Origin of the sequence: Bacteroides sp. HPS0048 (assembly GCF_964240755.1) — a bacterium.
Taxonomy (GTDB): domain Bacteria; phylum Bacteroidota; class Bacteroidia; order Bacteroidales; family Bacteroidaceae; genus Bacteroides; species Bacteroides nordii.
Genome location: NZ_CAXSVC010000031.1, coordinates 24,463 through 44,332, shown reverse-complemented (window position 1 = coordinate 44,332; position 19,870 = coordinate 24,463). Strand labels below are relative to the sequence as shown.

15 protein-coding genes are annotated in these 19,870 nt (G+C 43.3%); 8 read left to right on the top strand and 7 right to left on the bottom strand.

Features of this window, described 5'->3' with window-relative positions:
• Positions 1–16 precede the first annotated feature (16 nt).
• Positions 17–973 carry a D-2-hydroxyacid dehydrogenase gene (locus tag ACESQI_RS19215; RefSeq protein ID WP_195349888.1) on the top strand — a complete coding sequence of 319 codons (957 nt, stop codon included), beginning with the start codon at positions 17–19 and terminating at the stop codon, positions 971–973.
• A 147-nt stretch (positions 974–1,120) separates the two neighbouring features.
• The gene (locus ACESQI_RS19210; protein WP_373126813.1) at positions 1,121–1,375 is read left to right on the top strand and encodes a hypothetical protein; all 255 of its coding nucleotides are present in this window, start codon (positions 1,121–1,123) and stop codon (positions 1,373–1,375) included.
• Positions 1,376–1,709: 334 nt separating this feature from the next.
• Here ACESQI_RS19210 and cydB read toward each other — a convergent pair whose 3' ends face one another.
• The 7 genes from cydB to ACESQI_RS19175 form a co-directional block, all read right to left on the bottom strand.
• A complete protein-coding gene (gene cydB, locus ACESQI_RS19205) occupies positions 1,710–2,858 on the bottom strand; it encodes a cytochrome d ubiquinol oxidase subunit II (RefSeq protein ID WP_007485257.1) in 1,149 nt (382 codons plus the stop codon).
• A gap of 26 nt (positions 2,859–2,884) precedes the next feature.
• Positions 2,885–4,453, bottom strand: a complete 1,569-nt coding sequence (locus tag ACESQI_RS19200) for a cytochrome ubiquinol oxidase subunit I (RefSeq protein WP_373126811.1) — start codon at positions 4,451–4,453, stop codon at positions 2,885–2,887.
• Positions 4,454–4,515: 62 nt separating this feature from the next.
• On the bottom strand, positions 4,516–4,743 hold the full coding sequence (locus tag ACESQI_RS19195) for a DUF4492 domain-containing protein (RefSeq protein ID WP_007485254.1): 228 nt from the start codon (positions 4,741–4,743) through the stop codon (positions 4,516–4,518).
• A 161-nt stretch (positions 4,744–4,904) separates the two neighbouring features.
• Complete coding sequence (locus tag ACESQI_RS19190) at positions 4,905–7,208, bottom strand: ABC transporter permease (RefSeq protein ID WP_373126809.1); 2,304 nt, start codon at positions 7,206–7,208, stop codon at positions 4,905–4,907.
• 2 nt (positions 7,209–7,210) lie between these two features.
• Complete coding sequence (locus ACESQI_RS19185; RefSeq protein WP_002560615.1) at positions 7,211–9,529, bottom strand: ABC transporter permease; 2,319 nt, start codon at positions 9,527–9,529, stop codon at positions 7,211–7,213.
• 13 nt (positions 9,530–9,542) lie between these two features.
• Positions 9,543–10,217 (bottom strand): ABC transporter ATP-binding protein, encoded by a 675-nt coding sequence (locus ACESQI_RS19180; RefSeq protein ID WP_007485251.1) that lies wholly within the window; start codon positions 10,215–10,217, stop codon positions 9,543–9,545.
• A 32-nt stretch (positions 10,218–10,249) separates the two neighbouring features.
• Entirely contained in the window at positions 10,250–12,562 is a 2,313-nt protein-coding gene (locus ACESQI_RS19175) for an ABC transporter permease (RefSeq protein WP_373126806.1), read from the bottom strand.
• A gap of 387 nt (positions 12,563–12,949) precedes the next feature.
• On the opposite strand from ACESQI_RS19175, the gene ACESQI_RS19170 reads away from it, so the two are divergent.
• The 6 genes from ACESQI_RS19170 (at position 12,950) to hcp (ending at position 19,717) form a co-directional block, all read left to right on the top strand.
• On the top strand, positions 12,950–13,756 hold the full coding sequence (locus ACESQI_RS19170) for a metallophosphoesterase (RefSeq protein WP_002560619.1): 807 nt from the start codon (positions 12,950–12,952) through the stop codon (positions 13,754–13,756).
• Positions 13,757–13,778: 22 nt separating this feature from the next.
• Positions 13,779–14,399, top strand: coding sequence for a hypothetical protein (locus tag ACESQI_RS19165; protein ID WP_223382408.1), 621 nt, complete (start codon positions 13,779–13,781; stop codon positions 14,397–14,399).
• A gap of 100 nt (positions 14,400–14,499) precedes the next feature.
• Positions 14,500–15,840, top strand: a complete 1,341-nt coding sequence (locus ACESQI_RS19160) for a sigma-54 dependent transcriptional regulator (protein ID WP_195349676.1) — start codon at positions 14,500–14,502, stop codon at positions 15,838–15,840.
• Positions 15,837–17,150 (top strand): PAS domain-containing sensor histidine kinase, encoded by a 1,314-nt coding sequence (locus ACESQI_RS19155; protein WP_122201628.1) that lies wholly within the window; start codon positions 15,837–15,839, stop codon positions 17,148–17,150. The genes ACESQI_RS19160 and ACESQI_RS19155 overlap by 4 nt, the downstream gene beginning before the upstream one ends.
• A 78-nt stretch (positions 17,151–17,228) precedes the next feature.
• Positions 17,229–17,939, top strand: a complete 711-nt coding sequence (locus ACESQI_RS19150; protein ID WP_373126803.1) for a Crp/Fnr family transcriptional regulator — start codon at positions 17,229–17,231, stop codon at positions 17,937–17,939.
• A gap of 146 nt (positions 17,940–18,085) precedes the next feature.
• A complete protein-coding gene (hcp, locus tag ACESQI_RS19145) occupies positions 18,086–19,717 on the top strand; it encodes a hydroxylamine reductase (protein WP_195349680.1) in 1,632 nt (543 codons plus the stop codon).
• Positions 19,718–19,870 lie beyond the last annotated feature (153 nt).

Sequence of the window (19,870 nt, the reverse complement as noted above, 5' to 3'; positions counted from 1 at the left end):
AATCAAACGAAAGAATATGAAAATTGTAGTATTAGACGGTTATGCCGCCAACCCCGGCGATTTATGCTGGGAAGGCCTGAAGGCACTGGGTGAATGCACGATTTACGACCGTACTGCTCCCGAAGAAGTATTGGAACGTGCTGCCGGTGCAGAAGCCATTCTTACCAATAAAGTAGTGATTACCGCAGAACATATAGCAGCCCTGCCCGAATTGAAGTACATCGGAGTACTGGCTACCGGATATAATATCATAGATATTGACGCTGCCCGTGCACGCGGAATCATAGTAACCAATATCCCCGCATACAGCACGCCCTCTGTGGGGCAAATGGTATTTGCACATATCCTGAACATCACTCAACAGGTGCAACACCACTCCGAAGAGGTTCATAAAGGACGCTGGACCAACAGCCCTGACTTCTGCTTCTGGGATACTCCGCTCATTGAATTGCTTGGAAAGAAAATCGGCCTTATCGGTTTAGGACAAACAGGATACAATACAGCCCGTATTGCCATCGGTTTCGGTATGAAGGTATGGGCATACACTTCTAAGTCGCGTCTGCAACTGCCGCCGGAAATCAAGAAGATGGAACTTGACCAGATTTTCCGTGAGTGCGATATAGTGAGCCTGCACTGCCCGCTAACTGAACAGACACGTGAATTGGTAAATGCATGTAGACTGGCGTTGATGAAACCCACAGCTATACTTATTAATACCGGACGTGGCCTGTTGGTAAACGAACAAGACCTTGCCGACGCCCTCAATCAGAAAAAGATTTATGCAGCCGGCGTAGATGTACTTTCTACTGAACCGCCTCGTGCAGATAATCCGTTATTGACGGCACGCAATTGCTATATTACCCCACACATTGCCTGGGCTACCACCGCTGCCCGCGAACGGTTAATGGGAATTATGCTGGAAAACCTGAAAGCCTATATGGCAGGTAAACCAGTAAATAACGTAGCAAAATAACAGAGAACTGTTCTTTTTACTGACACACTCTTTTAAAAAAAGAGACGAAGTAGAGAGAAAACAGAGAACATTGCATCATAAAAAATAGAAAAAGGGGCGTTATACACCTGGAAAAGGTGGATATAATACCGGAATAATCACCGTTTCATGCCATGGAAAGTTCAGTTTTCTTGTGTGCAAAAAGTTCCTCGGCTCCGGGGAGGCACTTCCTCGGCTCCGAGGAGGGAACGGCTCGGCTCCGGGGAGGGAACGGCTCGGCTCCGGGGAGCAATAGGTTCGGCTCCGGGGAAGAAAAAAAGGATTATCCGATTCTATTTCTCTCTCGCTGAGAGAATATCTCCTGATAGCAAAATAAAGCCGAAAAACAAGAAGAAAGAACCTTTGGAAAATAAAACAGGATGAATGACGTTCCATTAGTCATCCATCCTGTTGTTTTATTATCAAACTGCAAAAAGTTTAACGCTCTACAGTCCATTCTTTTTATCCAGCATACAATGGGCAGGAAATAGAGCACTCCTTGACTTATAGAAATACAATTTGACAGTTATTCAATTGACAGTGGACAGTTGACAATTGACAGTTATTCAATTGACAATTTGATTAATTATGCAGCGGGAGTACATAGCCCATCCCCCTCTGAGAGGGGATACCCTTTAAGACGGGGAAAGTGCATTGCCCCATAGCGCAGCACACTGTCAATTGTCAATTGTCCACTGTCAATTAAATAACTGTCCACTCAATAAGCGTGTCCCCCTTCATCCATCTCCTCTGCATCTATTTTCTTCTTATCAATGCTACGCCATGCATAGAAAATATAAGCAATAACGAAAGGCACGAGAATAGATACATACGCCATTGTCTTCAGGGTAAACTGGCTGGAGCAACTGTTGCTCAACGTTAGTGAACTCTGGATATCAGTGAATGACGGATAGTAAGCAGTATTATTATATCCGGCTATAAGTAACAGAGCAAGCACTGTCAGTATCGTACCACCACCGGCAAACCAGATTCCTTTATCAAATGTCTTTTTCAGAAGGGTACGCAGAATACCGAATAATACCAGCACCACACCGATCAGGAAAGTAGCCAATACAGCAGGCATCGCCAGGAAGTTGTTCAGATACTTATATGGTTCCATATAAATCTCTTTAGTATCCGGATTTACAGCATATCCATCAGCCAATAGTGTACGAATAACGAAAGCCAGGAAAAAAACAAGGAAAAGCCCTGCATTGGCGTAAAGCGCCCGGCGACATTTAGTAATCAATGCATCATCTGCAATATTATTAATAAAATAAAGCAATCCTAAAACACGCGCCAGAAAGAACACTGCCAACCCCAGAACGACATTCCACGGATTAAGTAAAGCATCCAATCCGTGCCAACCGTTGCCCCACTGACTGATAACGGGCATCATTATATTGCCCATATTCGCTTTATTGATATAAAAATCAGAACCGGTAAAGAAAGTAGCCACAGCACCACCAAGCAGCAACGGACCTACTACCCCATTGATCACCAAAAACGTCTGATACGTCTTTTTGCCCAACAGGTTGCCTGCTTTACTCTGAAACTCATAACTGACAGCTTGCAGCACAAAGCTGAATAAAATAATCATCCACAGCCAGTATGCACCACCAAAGCTTGTGCTATAAAACAAAGGAAAAGAGGCAAAGAAAGCTCCGCCAAACGTTACCAGGGTAGTAAAAGTGAACTCCCACTTGCGCCCGGTAGAATTAACCATCATTTTACGGTGTTCTTCTGTCTTTCCCAGACAGAAAAGCAACGAATTTCCACCCTGCACAAACAGCAAGAATACGAGTATAGCCCCTAATAAAGAGACTATCAGCCACCAATAATGTTGTAGGAATATATATGTACTCATAATTTAAAGGAGTTAGAAGTTAGTAATTAGTAGCCAGAATCCTTTTCAGAAACCTGAGGTCCTTTCTTTATCTCACGCAACATGATACCGATCTCTGCAATCAGCATGACGGTGAACAACACCACAAAGATAAAGAACGTGGCTTGAACAGAACCAACATCCAGTTTGGAAATAGCCACTGAGGTAGGCATCATATCGCGTATCGCCCAAGGCTGACGACCACATTCTGCTACTACCCATCCCGCTTGTCCGGCAATATAGCCTAACGGAATAGTCCACAAAGCGATGTATTGCATCCAGCGCATCTTCGACAAGTCTTTCTTATAAACAAAGAAGAGAACCAGCATAAAGAACAGGATAAAATACCCTCCAAGCATTACCATCACGCGGAATGCATAGAAGTTTAACGGAACATTGGGCACTAACTCGTTCACATCCTTGATATATCCATAACCAAAATACGGAACATTCTCTTTTAATACCGAATAGGCAAGCTGTGCATCAGCTTCATTACCTGCCGCTTTTGCCGCTTTATAGGCCTCCAGTGCAGCAATCGCCGTTCGTCCACGTTCCATTTTTTCGGCAGCAGAAAGGGCTATCGTACCATCCTTCTGCATATATCCTCCTTCAATAATATTATTGATACCGGGAACAAAAGCATTCATCTCGCGTTCTGCCAGCAAAGAAAGCAGTTTGGGTACTTCAATGCGGAAGAGAAAAGGTTTCACCCCATCATCATAGGTCTTCTTCTCAGGGTTCAGCATACCGATAGCTACCAGTCCGGCACCCTCCTGTCCTTCATAATAGCCTTCTACAGCAGCCAGTTTCATGGGTTGCGTTTGTGCAATCTGATAGCCGGAACCATCGCCCGTCCACAAAGCAAGCAAAGAAGCCGTCAAACCAAAGATTGCTCCGATCTTGATACTCGACATGGCAAACTTCGTATTCCGCTTCTTTAAAAGATACCAGCAACTGACACCTACCACAAAGATAGCACCCAGTACCCATCCACTCAGCACCGTATGAAAGAATTTATTGACTGCCACAGGCGAAAGGGCCACTGCCCAAAAGTCCACCATCTCATTACGAACACTTTCCGGATTGAATTCCATCCCTACCGGATGCTGCATCCAAGCATTGGCAACTAAAATCCACCAGGCAGAGATTGTCGCTCCCAATCCGGTAAGCCAGGTAGAGGCAAGATGGAATCGTTTGCTTACTTTATCCCATCCAAAGAACATTACAGCAATAAACGTGGCTTCCATAAAAAAGGCCAGAATACCTTCAATGGCAAGCGGTGCTCCAAAGATATCCCCTACAAACCAGGAATAATTACTCCAGTTGGTTCCAAACTCAAATTCGAGAATTAATCCGGTAGCAACGCCGACGGCAAAGTTAATACCGAATAGTTTCATCCAAAACTTAGCTGTGTGCTTCCAGAATTCATTACCTGTCTTGTAATACAGTGTTTCCATGATAGCCATTACAACCGCAAGCCCAAGGGTGAGCGGAACAAAGATCCAATGGTACATGGCTGTCATCGCAAATTGGGCTCTCGACCAATCAATCAATGAGGTGTCAATACTTTCAATCATATTATTTTGTAGTTAGTTGTTATTAGCTCGAAGTAGTAAAGGTGATGAGAAAGAGAACGTAATCAGTCTTCCGGCGGAATAGCCCGCCGAATAAGTTCTGCGCCCACGTATTCACTTTTTTCTTTATCCGAAGACAGATGTCCCAGGAAGTTTGGAAAGAAAAATATTTTAAGAATAAAAAACATGATAAACAACTTCACGAGAATGATAAGCCACAAAGTACGACCTAAGGTCATGCTACGAAAGCCCTCAAGATAGAAGTTCCAGATATTCAGGAGTGTATTCTTCATAAACAAACACGTAGTTAAATGATAGCAAACGCTAAAGTACGTTTTATATGAAGAATAACAAACAAAAGGAAGAAAAAGTTTAAAAATAGTGAGTAGTGATAAGTGATTAGTGGCTGCGCTAATATGCCGCATGGCACTAATCACTCATCACTACTCACTTATCACTCATTTTTAATACTCTTCACCGGATTCTCATTCGCCACATTCCATGCACGAAAGACAACGGTGCATATAATCAGTGCCAATACAAAGAGTGCTACCCCGATATGTGCACAAATACCCAATTGTACGGAGTCACTGAACTGCTCCAACCATTTGTTACTGATAAGATGAGCAAGCAGTGCACCGATGATTACAGCCGGCAATGCAGTCCATAGGATATTTTCTGAAAGTAATCGTAAAATCCCCGAAGCTTCGGCCCCATTCACTTTACGAATGGCAATCTCTTTACTGCGGTAACGAACTTCGTCATTGGTATAGCCAATCAATCCCATTAATGCTATCAGGAAAATAGAGATGGAAGCCAAGACAACTGCATTCCGAAAACGACGGACATCCGTATATTGCTCCTCCAACATCTGGGGTAATGACAAGAACACAACATCATCGGTAGGAAAGGCTTCTGCCATCTGTTGGTTGAGATCTACAAGATTTTGCTCGAAAGGCTCTTTCAGACGAAGGTAATTAAAGCCGGGATTCTGGCTGGTCATTAATAATATAGGTTCTTGCGGATGATAAGCACTTCTTATGGCATAATCTCCTACAACACCTACCACAATGTAGTCTCTCCGTCCGTACTGAATCCTCTTCCCTATAGGACTATCCGTCCAGCGTGCCTGCCGCACAAATTCTTCATTCACCAGTATTTCACCTTCAACCGCAATATTCTTTCCCTCCAGCACAGGAATGCCCATCATAGGTACAAAATCCGTATTGATCCAGTCAACACGGGCATCAACTCCTCTGCTTTCACCCACATCAAAAGTATCGCCACTATAACCGTAACAAATCATTTGTGCAGCTGCTGCATAGTCTTCTACCATCGGGAGGTTCTTAAAGAAGCTTTTTGTATTCCCCTCTTCATTACCAAACTGATGCCAACACATGACTACCCTGTCAGGGTTATAGCCCAAATCTTTATTCATTACCGTTTGATACTGTCCAAGTACTATAATAAGGAAACCAAAGATAAACGTCATTCCCATAAACTGAATGAAAAGCAACGGGCGCTTCCATGCGGTTCTCCGTTCGGTATAACGATGGAATACCTGTGTCACAGGAATAGAAGAGAACAATCCTGCGGGCATAATACCAGCCAGCAAAAGTACAGCAATCACCACCAGAACCGGTACCCATAACGTACGCCATGTAAAGAGTGATACCAAACGGGCAGCTGTAGTTTCTTCAACAAAATCCCGGAACTGGAACATGAGCAATACCGTAAACAGGATAGCAAGCAAAACAATCAGAACAGTCTCTGTGAAAAACATCCGAAATACGGTACCTCCAGTAGCCCCACTACACTTATGTACTCCTACAGCTTTGGCACGCCTCGCCAGAGAGGCAACCGATATTAATACATAATTGAATGCTGCTATCAGCAAAATCACAATGGCAAGAACAGACATAACAAGCACCATTGTCCTCACCGTAGGATTGGTAGAGTGGAGATCGGACAAAGGCCGGAAAGAACATTCCCAACGATTATTTTCCCTCTTGTTAAAGTTCGGCATATACTTCTTCAACATATCAGGCAGACGGGCTTCTACTGTCTTCATACCGGTCTCATCACGAAAACGGATAATAGCCATATAACTAATATCATATCCCCAGCCAGCACGGTTGTCTCTCCACAGAGAAGCCATAGGCATTACTACATCAAAAGAAATATCTGTATTCTCCTTCAAGTCTTCAAACACTCCGCGAACCATCATGGGTTGTTTACGATCCTGATACAGATTCTTGCCTATGACGGAAGATAATTCACCATCCATCGCTCCTATCTTCTTTGCCAAAGTATGCGAGATGAAAATAACATCCGGAGACACCAGGTCCTCCGGTTTACCTACCAATACCTTCAAGCCCAATGTAGCAAACAGGTTTTCATCTCCATATGCCATATATTCCTGCAACCTGGTATCTCCATTATACAATACTACGTTCCCCCAGTCACGTAAGGTCGTAGCATCTTCTACTTCATTCGGGAAATTCTCTTTCAACGCAGCAGAAAGAGGCCCAAAAGTATGAGAGAATGCTTTCCCTTCTGCACCATTCAGAGTATTAGTCATATAAGTGAGATACAACTGTTCCGGCTGGCGAAAGAAGTTGTGGAAGCTCAACTGAAAAGCAACACTGGCAAAGAGCAGAATACCAACAAATAGCCCCAGAGTAAGAGAGATTATCTTAATAAGATTGGAACCTCTCCCACGAATAAGGTTCTGTATCGTGTAATAAAGTTGTCGCATGATCACTCATTTTTAATACTCTTTACCGGATTCTCATTAGCAATGTGCCATGCCTTGAGTACCACACAGGTAACGATGAGTAGCAACGTTACGAATGCAATACCCACGAAAAGCAATGGATTCAGATCAATCTGCTCGGCAAACTGATCAAGCCAGGCTCGCCCTATAAAGTAAGAAATAACCGTACCAAGTACTACAGCCAACACCGATACATACAGAATATCACCTGCCAGCAACCGCAGTATTTGTGAAGCCTCAGCACCGTTTACTTTCCGGATGGCTATCTCCTTACTGCGACGTTGCGTTTCATCATTCACGTAACCAATCAGTCCCATGATAACAATAAGCAGTATAAAGCCGGAAGTAATCCATACAGAATTGCGGAAACGGTATACATCTTTATATCCATCCTTCACCATACGGTCCACCGGAACAAAATGGAGAGATATATTAGGGAAAGTCTTTCCCATAAACTCGTTCAGGCGTTTCAGGTTCTCATCATAAGGTTCTTTCAGGCGGACATTGAATGCATGGAAATTCTGTTCTTCATTTCCTATCAGAACAATAGGCGACTGGGCAGAATAGAAACTTTCGTTGCGTACATCACGAAAGACTCCTACAATCGTTCCTTGCACATCATTCAGATTTTTTCCTACTCCTCCATCTGTCCACTTCATTAAGCGCACTAACTCTTCATTTACCAACAAATCTCCCTTTTTCTTCAAGGTGGAACCTTGCAGTATTTCCATTCCCATTACTTCGGGATAGTTGTAGTGACAGATATTAAAATTGAGTGTGGCAATGCGTTTACCTTCGTTACTCATCAAGCCCCGCGTCCAGTATTGTCCCAGCACACTATGCGTTGCAGCTGTCACATCCTCTACCATTGGCTGACGGCGTAATTCATCTTTAATGTGTTCTACCGTTTCGCTGTAAACCCAACTTTCGGCTTCTGTCAATCCCAAGGTCTTGATTCCCATATCACGATTCATCAGATGACTATATTGCAACAAAGTGACCAATAACAAACCGAGTACAAAAGATACTCCTATAAACTGTATAAACAGCAAGGAACGTTTCCAGCTCTTTTTACCGTCAGTATGCCGGCGAAACACCTGCGTAACGGGAATACGTGAAAACAAACGTCCCGGTATACATCCAGCCAGTACAAAAAGTATCCCAATAGTCAGTAGCGGAACCCAAAGCGTATCCCATACAAAAAGAGAAGAAAGACGAACTGAAAGCAGATCTTCAATAACCTCGCGTGCATTGACTATCAGCAACATGCTAATCAAAACCGAAATCAAGACAAGAATTCCTGTCTCTGCCAGAAACATACCAAATATGTTGGCTGAACTGGCACCGCTACATTTATGCACTCCTACGCCTTTGGCACGACGGCTCAGTGTAGCAATTGAGATCAGCATGTAGTTCATAATAGCCACAAAGAAAATGGCAAAGCCCAAGAAACCATAAATAATCAGCCGCTTTTGTACTTCGGAAGAATCCAAGTGGCGCTTTACAAGTGGAATAACGCTAAAGTCTATCTTCCAATCATCAAACTGGCTCTCCGTATATTTCTCTATTACCCGTTGGATATTATTATTCACCTCATCCACATCCGAAGCATGACGCAAGCGTAAGAATGCATAAAAGACGTCATTCCCTTTCCAGCCGTATCCACCCTGATATCCTCCATCCTTATGGACAGAGACTACAAAGTCATGAGTAAGCATTGTATTTTCGGGAACATCCTTATAGATACCACGAATGGTAAAATCATGCTGTTTGTCTGCAGAGAGAATTCTTCCGATAGGATCTGTGTCTCCAAAAGTTTCACGGGCAAAGTGCTCGGATACAAAAACACTTCCGGGCATAATCAGGTCTTTGGGGTTACCTTTCAATACCGGTATACCAAAAGTCTGAAAGAAGCAGGTATCCACAAATATATAATTCACATCAGGCAGCAGTTTATCTTCATTATATATATGGTACTCTTTGGCAGGATAAACACAACTGGCGCTCTCAATCTCTTTCGGCATATCTTGTGCCAATACAGCAGCTACCGGATCAAAAACGGTGTAATCGTAATTGGTTCCATCGTCTCCCATTACCTCACCTGTACTGAGATTGGTCATCTGGCAACGTACCATTGCCAGACGCTCTGCCTCCGGGTAGCACTTCTCATAACTCAGTTCGAAAGCTATTTGCGAAAAGAGCAGAATACCAATGGTAAGTCCCAGAGAAAGGGAGATAATCCTTATGATATTGGAGCCGCGTTCGCGCAATAGAGTTCGTATACTATAATAGATTTGTCTCATTGTTTTTCTTATTTTATGCCGTTACACTTGCCACAACACTACCATCGAAGAGGTGTACCGTACGATGTGCAAACGAAGCATCGTGCTGAGAGTGAGTTACCATAATGATAGTAGTTCCTTCCTTATTAAGTTCGGTAAGTAAAGCCATCACTTCGGCACCGTTTTTTGAGTCCAGATTACCGGTAGGCTCATCGGCAAGAATCAGTTTGGGGTTAGTGACTACCGCACGGGCAATGGCTACACGCTGTTGCTGTCCACCCGAGAGTTGCTGAGGAAAGTGTTTGGCACGATGGCTGATATTCATTCGTTTCAGGATGTCTTCTACCATGCGGCGACGTTCGGATGCCTTTATGCCGAGGTACGTCAGGGGGAGTTCCACATTCTCATAGACGTTCAGTTCGTCTATCAGGTTAAAACTCTGGAATACAAATCCCAGTTTGCCTTTACGCACGCGGGTACGTTCTTTTTCTTTCAGTCCGGCTACTTCTTCTCCTAACAATTTATAGGAGCCTTCAGTAGGGTTATCCAATAGCCCAAGAATATTCAATAGTGTAGACTTGCCACAACCCGAAGGTCCCATTATGGCAACAAACTCTCCTTCCTTAACATTTAGGTTAACATGATTCAATGCTACGGTTTCTACTTCTGAAGTGCGAAATACCTTACTAATGTTTTCAATCTGTATCATACTGCTATTTATTTTATTGATTTATCTTCTGTTTATTCACTCTTTATACTATTCACCGGATTTTCATTGGCTATGCGCCATGCCTTCCAGACAACACAGGCAACAATAACAATGAGGACACCTATAACCACCCATACATACACCATCCAGTTAAGCGGTACGTGTTCGGCAAACATATCCATCCACATCGTATTGACGTACCACGATGCTACGCTGCCGATAACTGTTGCCGGCAATGCCACATAGAGAACATCTTTGGACAGAAGTTCCAGAATACCGGATGCTTCGGCTCCATTCACTTTGCGGATGGCAATCTCTTTACTACGTCGGCGCACCTCATCTGCCGTGTAACCTATCAATCCCATCAGCATCACAAAGAACATGGCTATAGTTGCCATCAGTGTGGCATTGCGAAACACGCGTAATGCGTTATAATTCTCTGCCATACTCTGCTCCAGACTACGGAAACTGACTGTTTTATCGGGGAAAGCTTCAGAGGATTCCTCATTCAGCTTACGTAAATTCTCGGCAAAAGGTTCTTTCAAACGAACGTGGATACAATTACCAAAGTTTTTGTAACAATGGACAATGAGCGGTTCCTGTTCGTTATAAAAACTATTGGTACGAAAGTCTTTCAATACTCCCACAACTTTGTAAGTACTGCCTTCAGCATGAACGATACGACCTACTATCTCATTTCCCCAACGCATCCGTTCTGCAAAGTTCTCATTCACCACCACTTCATCCTTTTCGCGGGCCATACGTCCCTGTTTCATCTTCATTCCCATCATAGCGGGATAGTTTTCTTCTTCCTCACAAAAACGGGAAGAAAAAAGTGCCTGTCCACCCTCATTCTGTATCATCATACCGCTAAAACCAATGCACGGAGGGTATGAAGCTGATGAAACACTCTCCACATAGGGCAATCCTTTGAAGAACTGACGGGCATAATTACTGTCTTCTGATGTACCGCCAAAGGTGGAATAGCTATAAACAACCTGTTTCGGATTATAGCCCGTATCTTTGTTCAATACATATTTGTATTGAACCATCACTACACACATCAATCCGCATATAAAAGTTACTCCAGCAAACTGAATAAACAGCAACGGACGTTTCCAACCCTTTTTCCCCTCCGTATAGCGATGGAATACTTGCGACACAGGTATCCGCGCAAACATTCGTCCCGGCAATATGCCACCTACCAGAAACAATAGGAACACAGTAAATAACGGTACCCAAAGCCTGTCAAAAGCAAACAATGACTCCAGTTTGGCAGCGGTTGTATCTTCAAAAAACTCGCGGAAGTTCACTAATATCAGTAACATCAGCAACAGTGCCAGCAGAATAATGATACCGGTCTCCAGCAGGAACATTCCAAAAACCTTACCACCGCTCGCGCCACTACTCTTATGTACACCCACGGACTTGGCACGGTAAGCCAATGAAGAAATAGAAATAAGCACATAGTTCAATCCGGCAATGAAAAGAATCGCAAATCCTAAAATACTCATTATACTCTTCATCCGTTTTACCTCGTCATAATTACGGTATACGTCACGGATGGGTTTCACCACAGCTGTATAGCCATACATTCCCTCACCCTCTTTAGGAAGATATTTCTGTATCATACCGTCCAGACGTGCAATGACAGCTTCCTTATCTGCCCCGGGGCGGAAACGGATGTATTCAAAGTAACTGTCGCCACCATTCCAGGAATAGTTTCCTATATCACGACTCCACATGCTGGGCATAGATATCACAGCCTCAGGGCGTAAGGTTGTGTTTTCGGGTAAAGCGGCATAGGTACCTTTTACCGTCATTTCCATGGATTTATTATATCTGAGTACTTTACCGACAGGATTCTCTCCACCAAAGATTTTTGTAGCCAGACGATCGCTCAGGAAAATAACATCCTTCTGCATCAGATCTCTCGGATTACCGCTAAGCACCTCAATACCCATTGTCTGAAAGAAGAGCGAATCTGCCATTATCTTATTATCATCAAACCGGACGCTTCCGTTATATAGAGGTAATGATGCCGCCCATTTACAAATGCTGGTAGCAGCTTCTACCTCTTCAGGGAAATTATCAAGGATAGCACCTGCCACAGGACCGTAATTCATATCCTGCGGTTCGCTCTTTTCACCGTTAACAGTGAAAATAGAGAAAACCTGATAAAGGTTGTCATAATCTTTGTAGCATTTGTCGAAACTCTGTTCGAATGCCACACGGGCAAACAACAAAATGCTCATCGTCAATCCCAGTCCAAGAGAGATGATCTTGATAAGATTGGAACCGCGTCCCCGAAGCAATGTTCTAATTACATAATAAAGTTGTCTCATATATCTTGCAAAGTTAATTGTTCTTTTCAGAAACGGAGAAGAAACGTTTCACAACGTCACCTCTCCCGCTGGCAATGCATGAAGCCAGTTAATCTTAAAGAAATCATATTAATTGTTTTATTCATCAGCATTTGTTTCATAAAAACAGATTCTATGTTTCTCTTTATAAAGCAGAAAGTATGCCAAAGCAATTAAAACATTGAGAAACAAAGAAGTACAAGAAAACAGGTTTTGTACAGCTGTCTAATTATTAGACAACGTTCGTCTAATTATTAGACAATACTTCTCCAAAATTGTTCTATAACACTGAATCGGAGTAAGCATCTATTGTTCGCCAAGAAGAAAACTTTATCTTTGCGCGAAGTTTTCAATTAACGAATTAGGAGTATGAAGAAAAAAAAGATTAGCGGCTTCTTGATTTATCTGTTTCTACTTTCAGGATGCGATATGATAGATTATCATCCATACGATGTACATATCAAAGGAGAAACAGAGGTCAATGCCAAAAACATCAAAAGAATAGAAGCCAACTGTAAAGACAAAACAACCATCCGTTTTGTAGCCATGGGCGATTCGCAACGGTGGTATGACGAAACTGAGAAGTGTATAAGCTCCATCAACCAACTGAAAAACATAGACTTTGTCATTCACGGAGGAGATGTAAGCGATTTCGGTGTCACCAGTGAGTTTATATGGCAGCGCGATCTCATGAATAGCCTGAAAGTTCCCTATGTGGTTTTATTGGGAAACCATGATTGCTTAGGAACGGGAAGAGAAGCATATACCAAAATATTCGGTCCGGCAAATTTCTCTTTCATTGCAGGAAACACAAAGTTTGTTTGCCTCAACACAAATGCATTGGAGTTTGATTATTCTGAGCCGATACCTGATTTCAATTTTATTGAGAACCAACTGACGGAGCGACAAGATGAATTTGAGAAGACCGTAGTAGCAATGCACGCAAGACCCGGTTCCGACGTATTCAATAACAATGTTTCAAAAGTCTTTCAACGTTACATAACACAGTATCCCCAGTTACAGTTTTGCCTGAATGCACATGACCATAGAGTAAGCACGGACGATCTTTTTGACGATGGCGTTATATACTATGGAAGCGATTGCATGAAACACCGTAGCTACATGTTATTTACTATTACCCCTGACAATTATACTTATGAACTGGTCAACTTTTAAATATGCTCTTTGTGCCGGACTAATGCTTCTGCTATTCAGTCCCGGCAGCTTTGCACAACAAGATTCAATTGTAAAACCCAATAAATATGACAAACGTATCCACCGCTACCGTGGACACTGGGAAAAACTAATACCCACACACACCAAAGTACAGTTTGCCGGGAACATGGGATTACTGTCCTTTGGCACAGGATGGGATTACGGAAAAAAGAATCAGTGGGAAACGGATGTGTTTTTAGGATTTATACCCAAATATGATTCCAAGCGTACAAAGGTGACCATGACACTAAAACAAAACTATATGCCCTGGAGCCTCAACCTGGGCAGAGGTTTCTCTACTGAACCATTGACTTGCGGTATCTATTTCAACACGGTATTCGGTAATGAATTCTGGGTTCACGAACCAGACCGGTACCCCAAAGGATATTACGGTTTCTCCAGTAAGATACGTTCACATATCTTCCTGGGCCAACGGCTTACTTATGATATAGATCCCCAACGACGATATACAGCAAAATCAATTACTTTCTTCTACGAATTAAGTACCTGTGACCTGTATCTGATAAGTGCTGCAACAAATAGTTATCTTCGTCCCAGAGACTATCTTAGTCTTTCATTTGGATTGAAATTACAACTGTTTTAATAGGGGGTACGAATCGGTAGTTGACTATTCATTTATCACGAATCACTACTCACAAATCATTTTATTACGTATATTTGTTCCGATATTAACTCTCAAATTTATGAGTAAACAAGGAACTATTCTTATCGTCGATGATAATAAAGGAGTACTGACAGCCGTTCAGCTACTCCTGAAAAACTACTTTACAAAAGTTATCACTCTTCCTTCACCCGTCACTTTACCGGCTGTATTGCGCGAAGAAGCTCCCGAAGTGATTCTTCTTGATATGAACTTTACATCTGGTATCAACAGCGGAAATGAGGGACTTTTCTGGCTACATGAAATAAAGAAACTACGTCCGACACTACCCGTTATCCTTTTCACGGCTTATGCTGATATCGACCTTGCTGTAAAAGGTATTAAAGAAGGTGCTACAGACTTTATCGTAAAACCTTGGGACAACCAGAAACTGGTAGAAACCTTGCTATCTGCCGCCACCCAGGCAAAAGGTGGAAAGAAAAAACACACAAAGCAGGAAAACAATTCTTGTAATTCCATGTATTGGGGAGAAAGCAGCGCCATGCAACAACTGCGCCAGCTTATAGAGAAAGTAGCTGTCACCGATGCCAATATCCTCATCACCGGTGAAAACGGCACAGGTAAAGAGATGCTGGCAAGGGAAATACACGCCCTCTCCCAGCGAAAACAAGAGGAAATGATAGTAGTGGATATGGGTGCTATCACAGAATCATTGTTTGAGAGCGAACTATTCGGACATGTAAAAGGCTCATTCACGGATGCATATGCCGACCGTACCGGTAAATTTGAAGCTGCCAACCACAGTACACTCTTTCTGGATGAAATAGGAAACCTCCCCTACCACCTGCAAGCCAAACTATTGACTGCCATCCAACGACGGAGCATCGTCCGGGTAGGTAGTAACGAACCGTTACCGATAGACATACGTCTTATCTGTGCCACTAACCGTAATTTACAGGAAATGGTAAACCGGGATGAATTTCGTGAGGACCTACTCTACCGTATCAATACGATTCATGTAGAAATCCCTCCTCTACGTGAACGAAAGGAAGACATCGTTCCACTCGCCGAACGATTCATCGCCCGATTCTGCAAACAATATGATAAGACTTTGATAAGTCTCGGACCTTCTGCCAAAGATAAACTGACCGCTCATCCCTGGTATGGTAATATCCGCGAATTGGAACATGCTATCGAAAAAGCAATTATCATCTGTGACGGAGCAGTAATACCTGCTGAAATATTCCAACTCTCCCGCCGTACGGAAATGCCTGAAACAACCGCTTCCACTCTTGAAGAGATGGAAATGAAGATGATACAAAAAGCGTTGGAGAAATGCGGAGGAAATCTTTCCGCCGTTGCTGCTCAATTAGGCATTACACGGCAGACGTTGTACAACAAGATGAAAAAGTTCGGCTTATGAGTTCACTCCTCCGGCAACTAACAGACAAATACTGGTTTCGTACGCTGCTAAGCCTTTCTTTAGGGATCACCACAACCTTGCTTGCCGTAAATGGAACCTTCATCTGGATGGGTATATGCCTTTGTGCCCTGCTATGGAGTCTTTGGTGGCAGTTACGACTTTATCGCCATCATACCCGCCAGGTGCTTTTCATGATTGATGCGTTGGAAAACAATGATAACTCCTTTCATTTTCCCGAAGAAGAAAGTACATCCGATAACTGGGAAATAAACCGTGCCCTTAACCGTGTGGGACGTATATTATATAATGTAAAGGCAGACACGGCACAACAGGAAAAGTACTACGAACTCATACTCAACTGTATCAGTACCGGACTGCTGGTACTGAATGACAACGGTGCGGTCTATCAGAAAAATGAAGAAGCCCTCCGTTTGCTCGGATTGAGTGTATTCACCCACGTACAACAACTAAGTCAGATAGATACAGGATTAGTAGAAATACTCTCTTCCTGTCGCCCGGGAGATAAACTGCAAACCACTTTCAACAACGAACGGGAAACAGTGAATTTATCCATACGTGTATCAGACATCACCGTACGGAAAGAACACCTGCGCATCCTGACACTCAACAATATCAACACCGAACTGGATGATAAGGAAATAGACTCATGGATAGGCCTGACACGCGTACTGACTCACGAAATCATGAACTCAGTCACTCCTATTACCTCTTTGAGTGATACCTTGCTCTCTCTTGCCGATACAAAAGACGAAGAGATATGCAATGGTTTGCAAACAATCAGTTCGACCGGAAAAGGATTGCTTTCTTTTGTCGAATCCTACCGCCGTTTCACACGTATCCCCGTACCCGAACCATCGTTATTCTATGTCAAGGCTTTTATAGATCGCATGGTAGAGCTGGCAAAGCACCAGAATCCGGACGGTAACATCTCTTTCCGGACTGACGTATCACCCACCGACCTGATTCTGTATGCTGATGAAAACCTCATCTCACAAGTGGTTATCAATCTGTTGAAAAATGCTATACAGGCGATAGGTGACCAATCAGACGGTTGTATCTCCATCCATGCCTGTTGCAACGAGGCAGAAGAAGTAATCATAGAAGTAAAGAACAATGGACCTGTGATCCTGCCGGAAGTAGCAGAACATATTTTTATTCCTTTCTTTACCACCAAAGAAGGGGGAAGCGGCATTGGTCTTAGCATATCCAGACAGATCATGAGATTGTCCGGCGGAAGTATCACACTGTTGCCAGGAAAAGAAACCAGGTTCATACTGAAGTTTAAATAACCTCCGCAACAATGCTTCTTCAAACAAAAAAGTCCGGTCATCTATTTATATAAGTACAAATTAACAGAAACACCACTCATGATAATACTTGCCAACAACCCACTATTCAATGGTATTGCTCCCAATGTACTCACCGAAGATCTCAGAGAGATTAATTTTCATACCCGGTTTTATCGAAAAGGAGAAATTCTTGCCCACCAGGGCGATGTATGCAACCGCCTCGTAATTCTTATAAAAGGCAGTGTGCGCGGAGAGATGATTGACGACTCCGGAAGGTTGATAAAAGTAGAAGACATTGCCGCGCCAAGAGCAATAGCACCGCTTTTTCTTTTCGGAAACGAGAATCGTTATCCGGTAGAAGTTACCGCTAATGAGGCTACCGAAGTGATTGAGATACCCAAAGCAAGTGTCCTGAAACTATTCAGAAAGAACGAGAAGTTTCTGGAAAATTATATGAACCTCTCTGCTAATTACGCCCATACCCTCTCGGACAAATTGTTTTTCATGTCCTTCAAAACAATCCGGCAGAAACTGGCATCCTATCTGCTTCGCCTATCCAATCAACAGCAAAGTGAACATATCACACTCAATCGCTCCCAACAACAATTGAGTGATTACTTCGGAGTATCCCGCCCCTCACTGGCACGGGAACTGGCTCACATGCAAGAAGATAAGCTAATAATAGCAGATAGAAAACAAATAACAATCCTACAAAAACAAGCGTTGATTCAATTGACGATGAGTGCTTCCCACACGGAGAAGTGCCATTCGAATGACAGGGAGGAATAAAGTTACTCCTACACTACAACCCGCGCAGCCCATTTTCAACTTTTAACTTTCTATTTTCCACTAACTTGTAACATTGGTTACAGAATTGCCTTAAACCATTCCTCTACCTTTGCGTTCAATTAATAACCAATAAATACGTAGAAATTATGAACATGTTCTGTTATCAATGCCAGGAGACAGCAAAAGGCACTGGCTGCACCCTAAGAGGTGTTTGTGGAAAAACATCCGAAGTTGCTAATCTTCAAGACCTTCTGCTCTTTGTAGTAAGAGGTATTGCCGTGTATAACCAGAAATTACGTTGGGAGAAGCGTCCTTCGGACGAAGCGGACCGCTTTATCTTTGATGCCCTCTTTATAACGATCACCAATGCCAACTTTGATAAAAAAGCCATCATTCGTAAAATCAAGGAAGGATTGAAGCTCAAAAGTAAACTCGCCCAGGAAGTGACTATTGAACATGCCCCCGATGAATGCACCTGGAATGGCAACGAAGACGAATTTGAAGAAAAAGCCCAAAGCGTAGGAGTGCTCCGCACATCGGACGAAGACATTCGTTCTTTAAAAGAACTGGTACATTACGGGCTAAAAGGTATGGCAGCTTACGTAGAACATGCCCACAACTTAGGGTATGAATCCCCGGAAATATTCGCTTTCATGCAACATGCTCTTGCCGAACTAACCCGTGACGACATCACCGTAGACGAACTTACCAGCCTGGTACTTGAAACCGGAAAACAGGGCGTATCAGCCATGGCGCAACTGGATGCTGCCAATACAGAAACCTATGGTAACCCGGAACTGTCGGAAGTTAATATCGGTGTACGAAATAACCCGAGTATCCTCGTCAGCGGACATGACCTGAAAGACCTGGAAGAGTTGTTACAGCAGACAGAAGGTACGGGCATTGATATCTATACTCACAGTGAAATGTTACCGGCACACTACTATCCGCAACTAAAAAAGTATAAACACCTTGCCGGAAACTACGGGAACGCCTGGTGGAAGCAGAAAGAAGAGTTTGAAAGCTTCAACGGTCCGATACTGTTTACCAGCAACTGCATTGTACCTCCCCGCCCGGATGCAAACTACAAAGACCGTATCTACATTACCGGTGCCTGCGGACTGGAGGGTGCAACTTATATTCCCGAAGCTAAAGACGGAGGACAAAAGGATTTCTCTGCTATCATTGAACATGCCAAACGCTGCCAGCCACCCGTAGCCATAGAGAGCGGTAAGATCGTTGGCGGATTTGCACACGCACAGGTTATTGCACTGGCAGACAAAGTGGTAGAAGCTGTCAAGAGCGGAGCCATCCGCAAATTCTTTGTTATGGCAGGTTGTGACGGACGTATGAAGAGCCGTGAGTATTATACTGAATTTGCTGAGAAATTACCTCACGATACAGTAATCCTTACCGCCGGATGCGCCAAATACCGTTACAATAAATTGCCATTGGGAGATATTAATGGAATTCCCCGCGTTCTGGATGCAGGGCAGTGTAATGACAGTTACTCATTGGCAGTAATCGCCATGAAACTGAAAGAAGTATTCGGACTGAAAGATATCAATGAGTTACCAATCATATACAATATTGCCTGGTATGAACAGAAGGCTGTGATCGTACTCCTTGCCTTATTGTCTTTAGGAGTGAAAAATATACATCTCGGCCCTACTCTTCCGGCCTTCCTTTCGCCTAACATAAGGAAAGTACTGATTGATAACTTCGGAATAGCCACAATAAGTACAGCAGACGAAGATATTATGAAGTTTCTGAGCTAAAAGAAGACTATTCTAACCGGTACTTCCCGCACGGGGAGGTTCGGCAAACGATACGGTGGCGAAGGTTTCCGGCACACCGTTTTGCTCACCTCCCCTCTCCGTTCTCTTCCTCCCTCTCAATAGATAACTTCTAAAACACAGCAGTTTTCAACA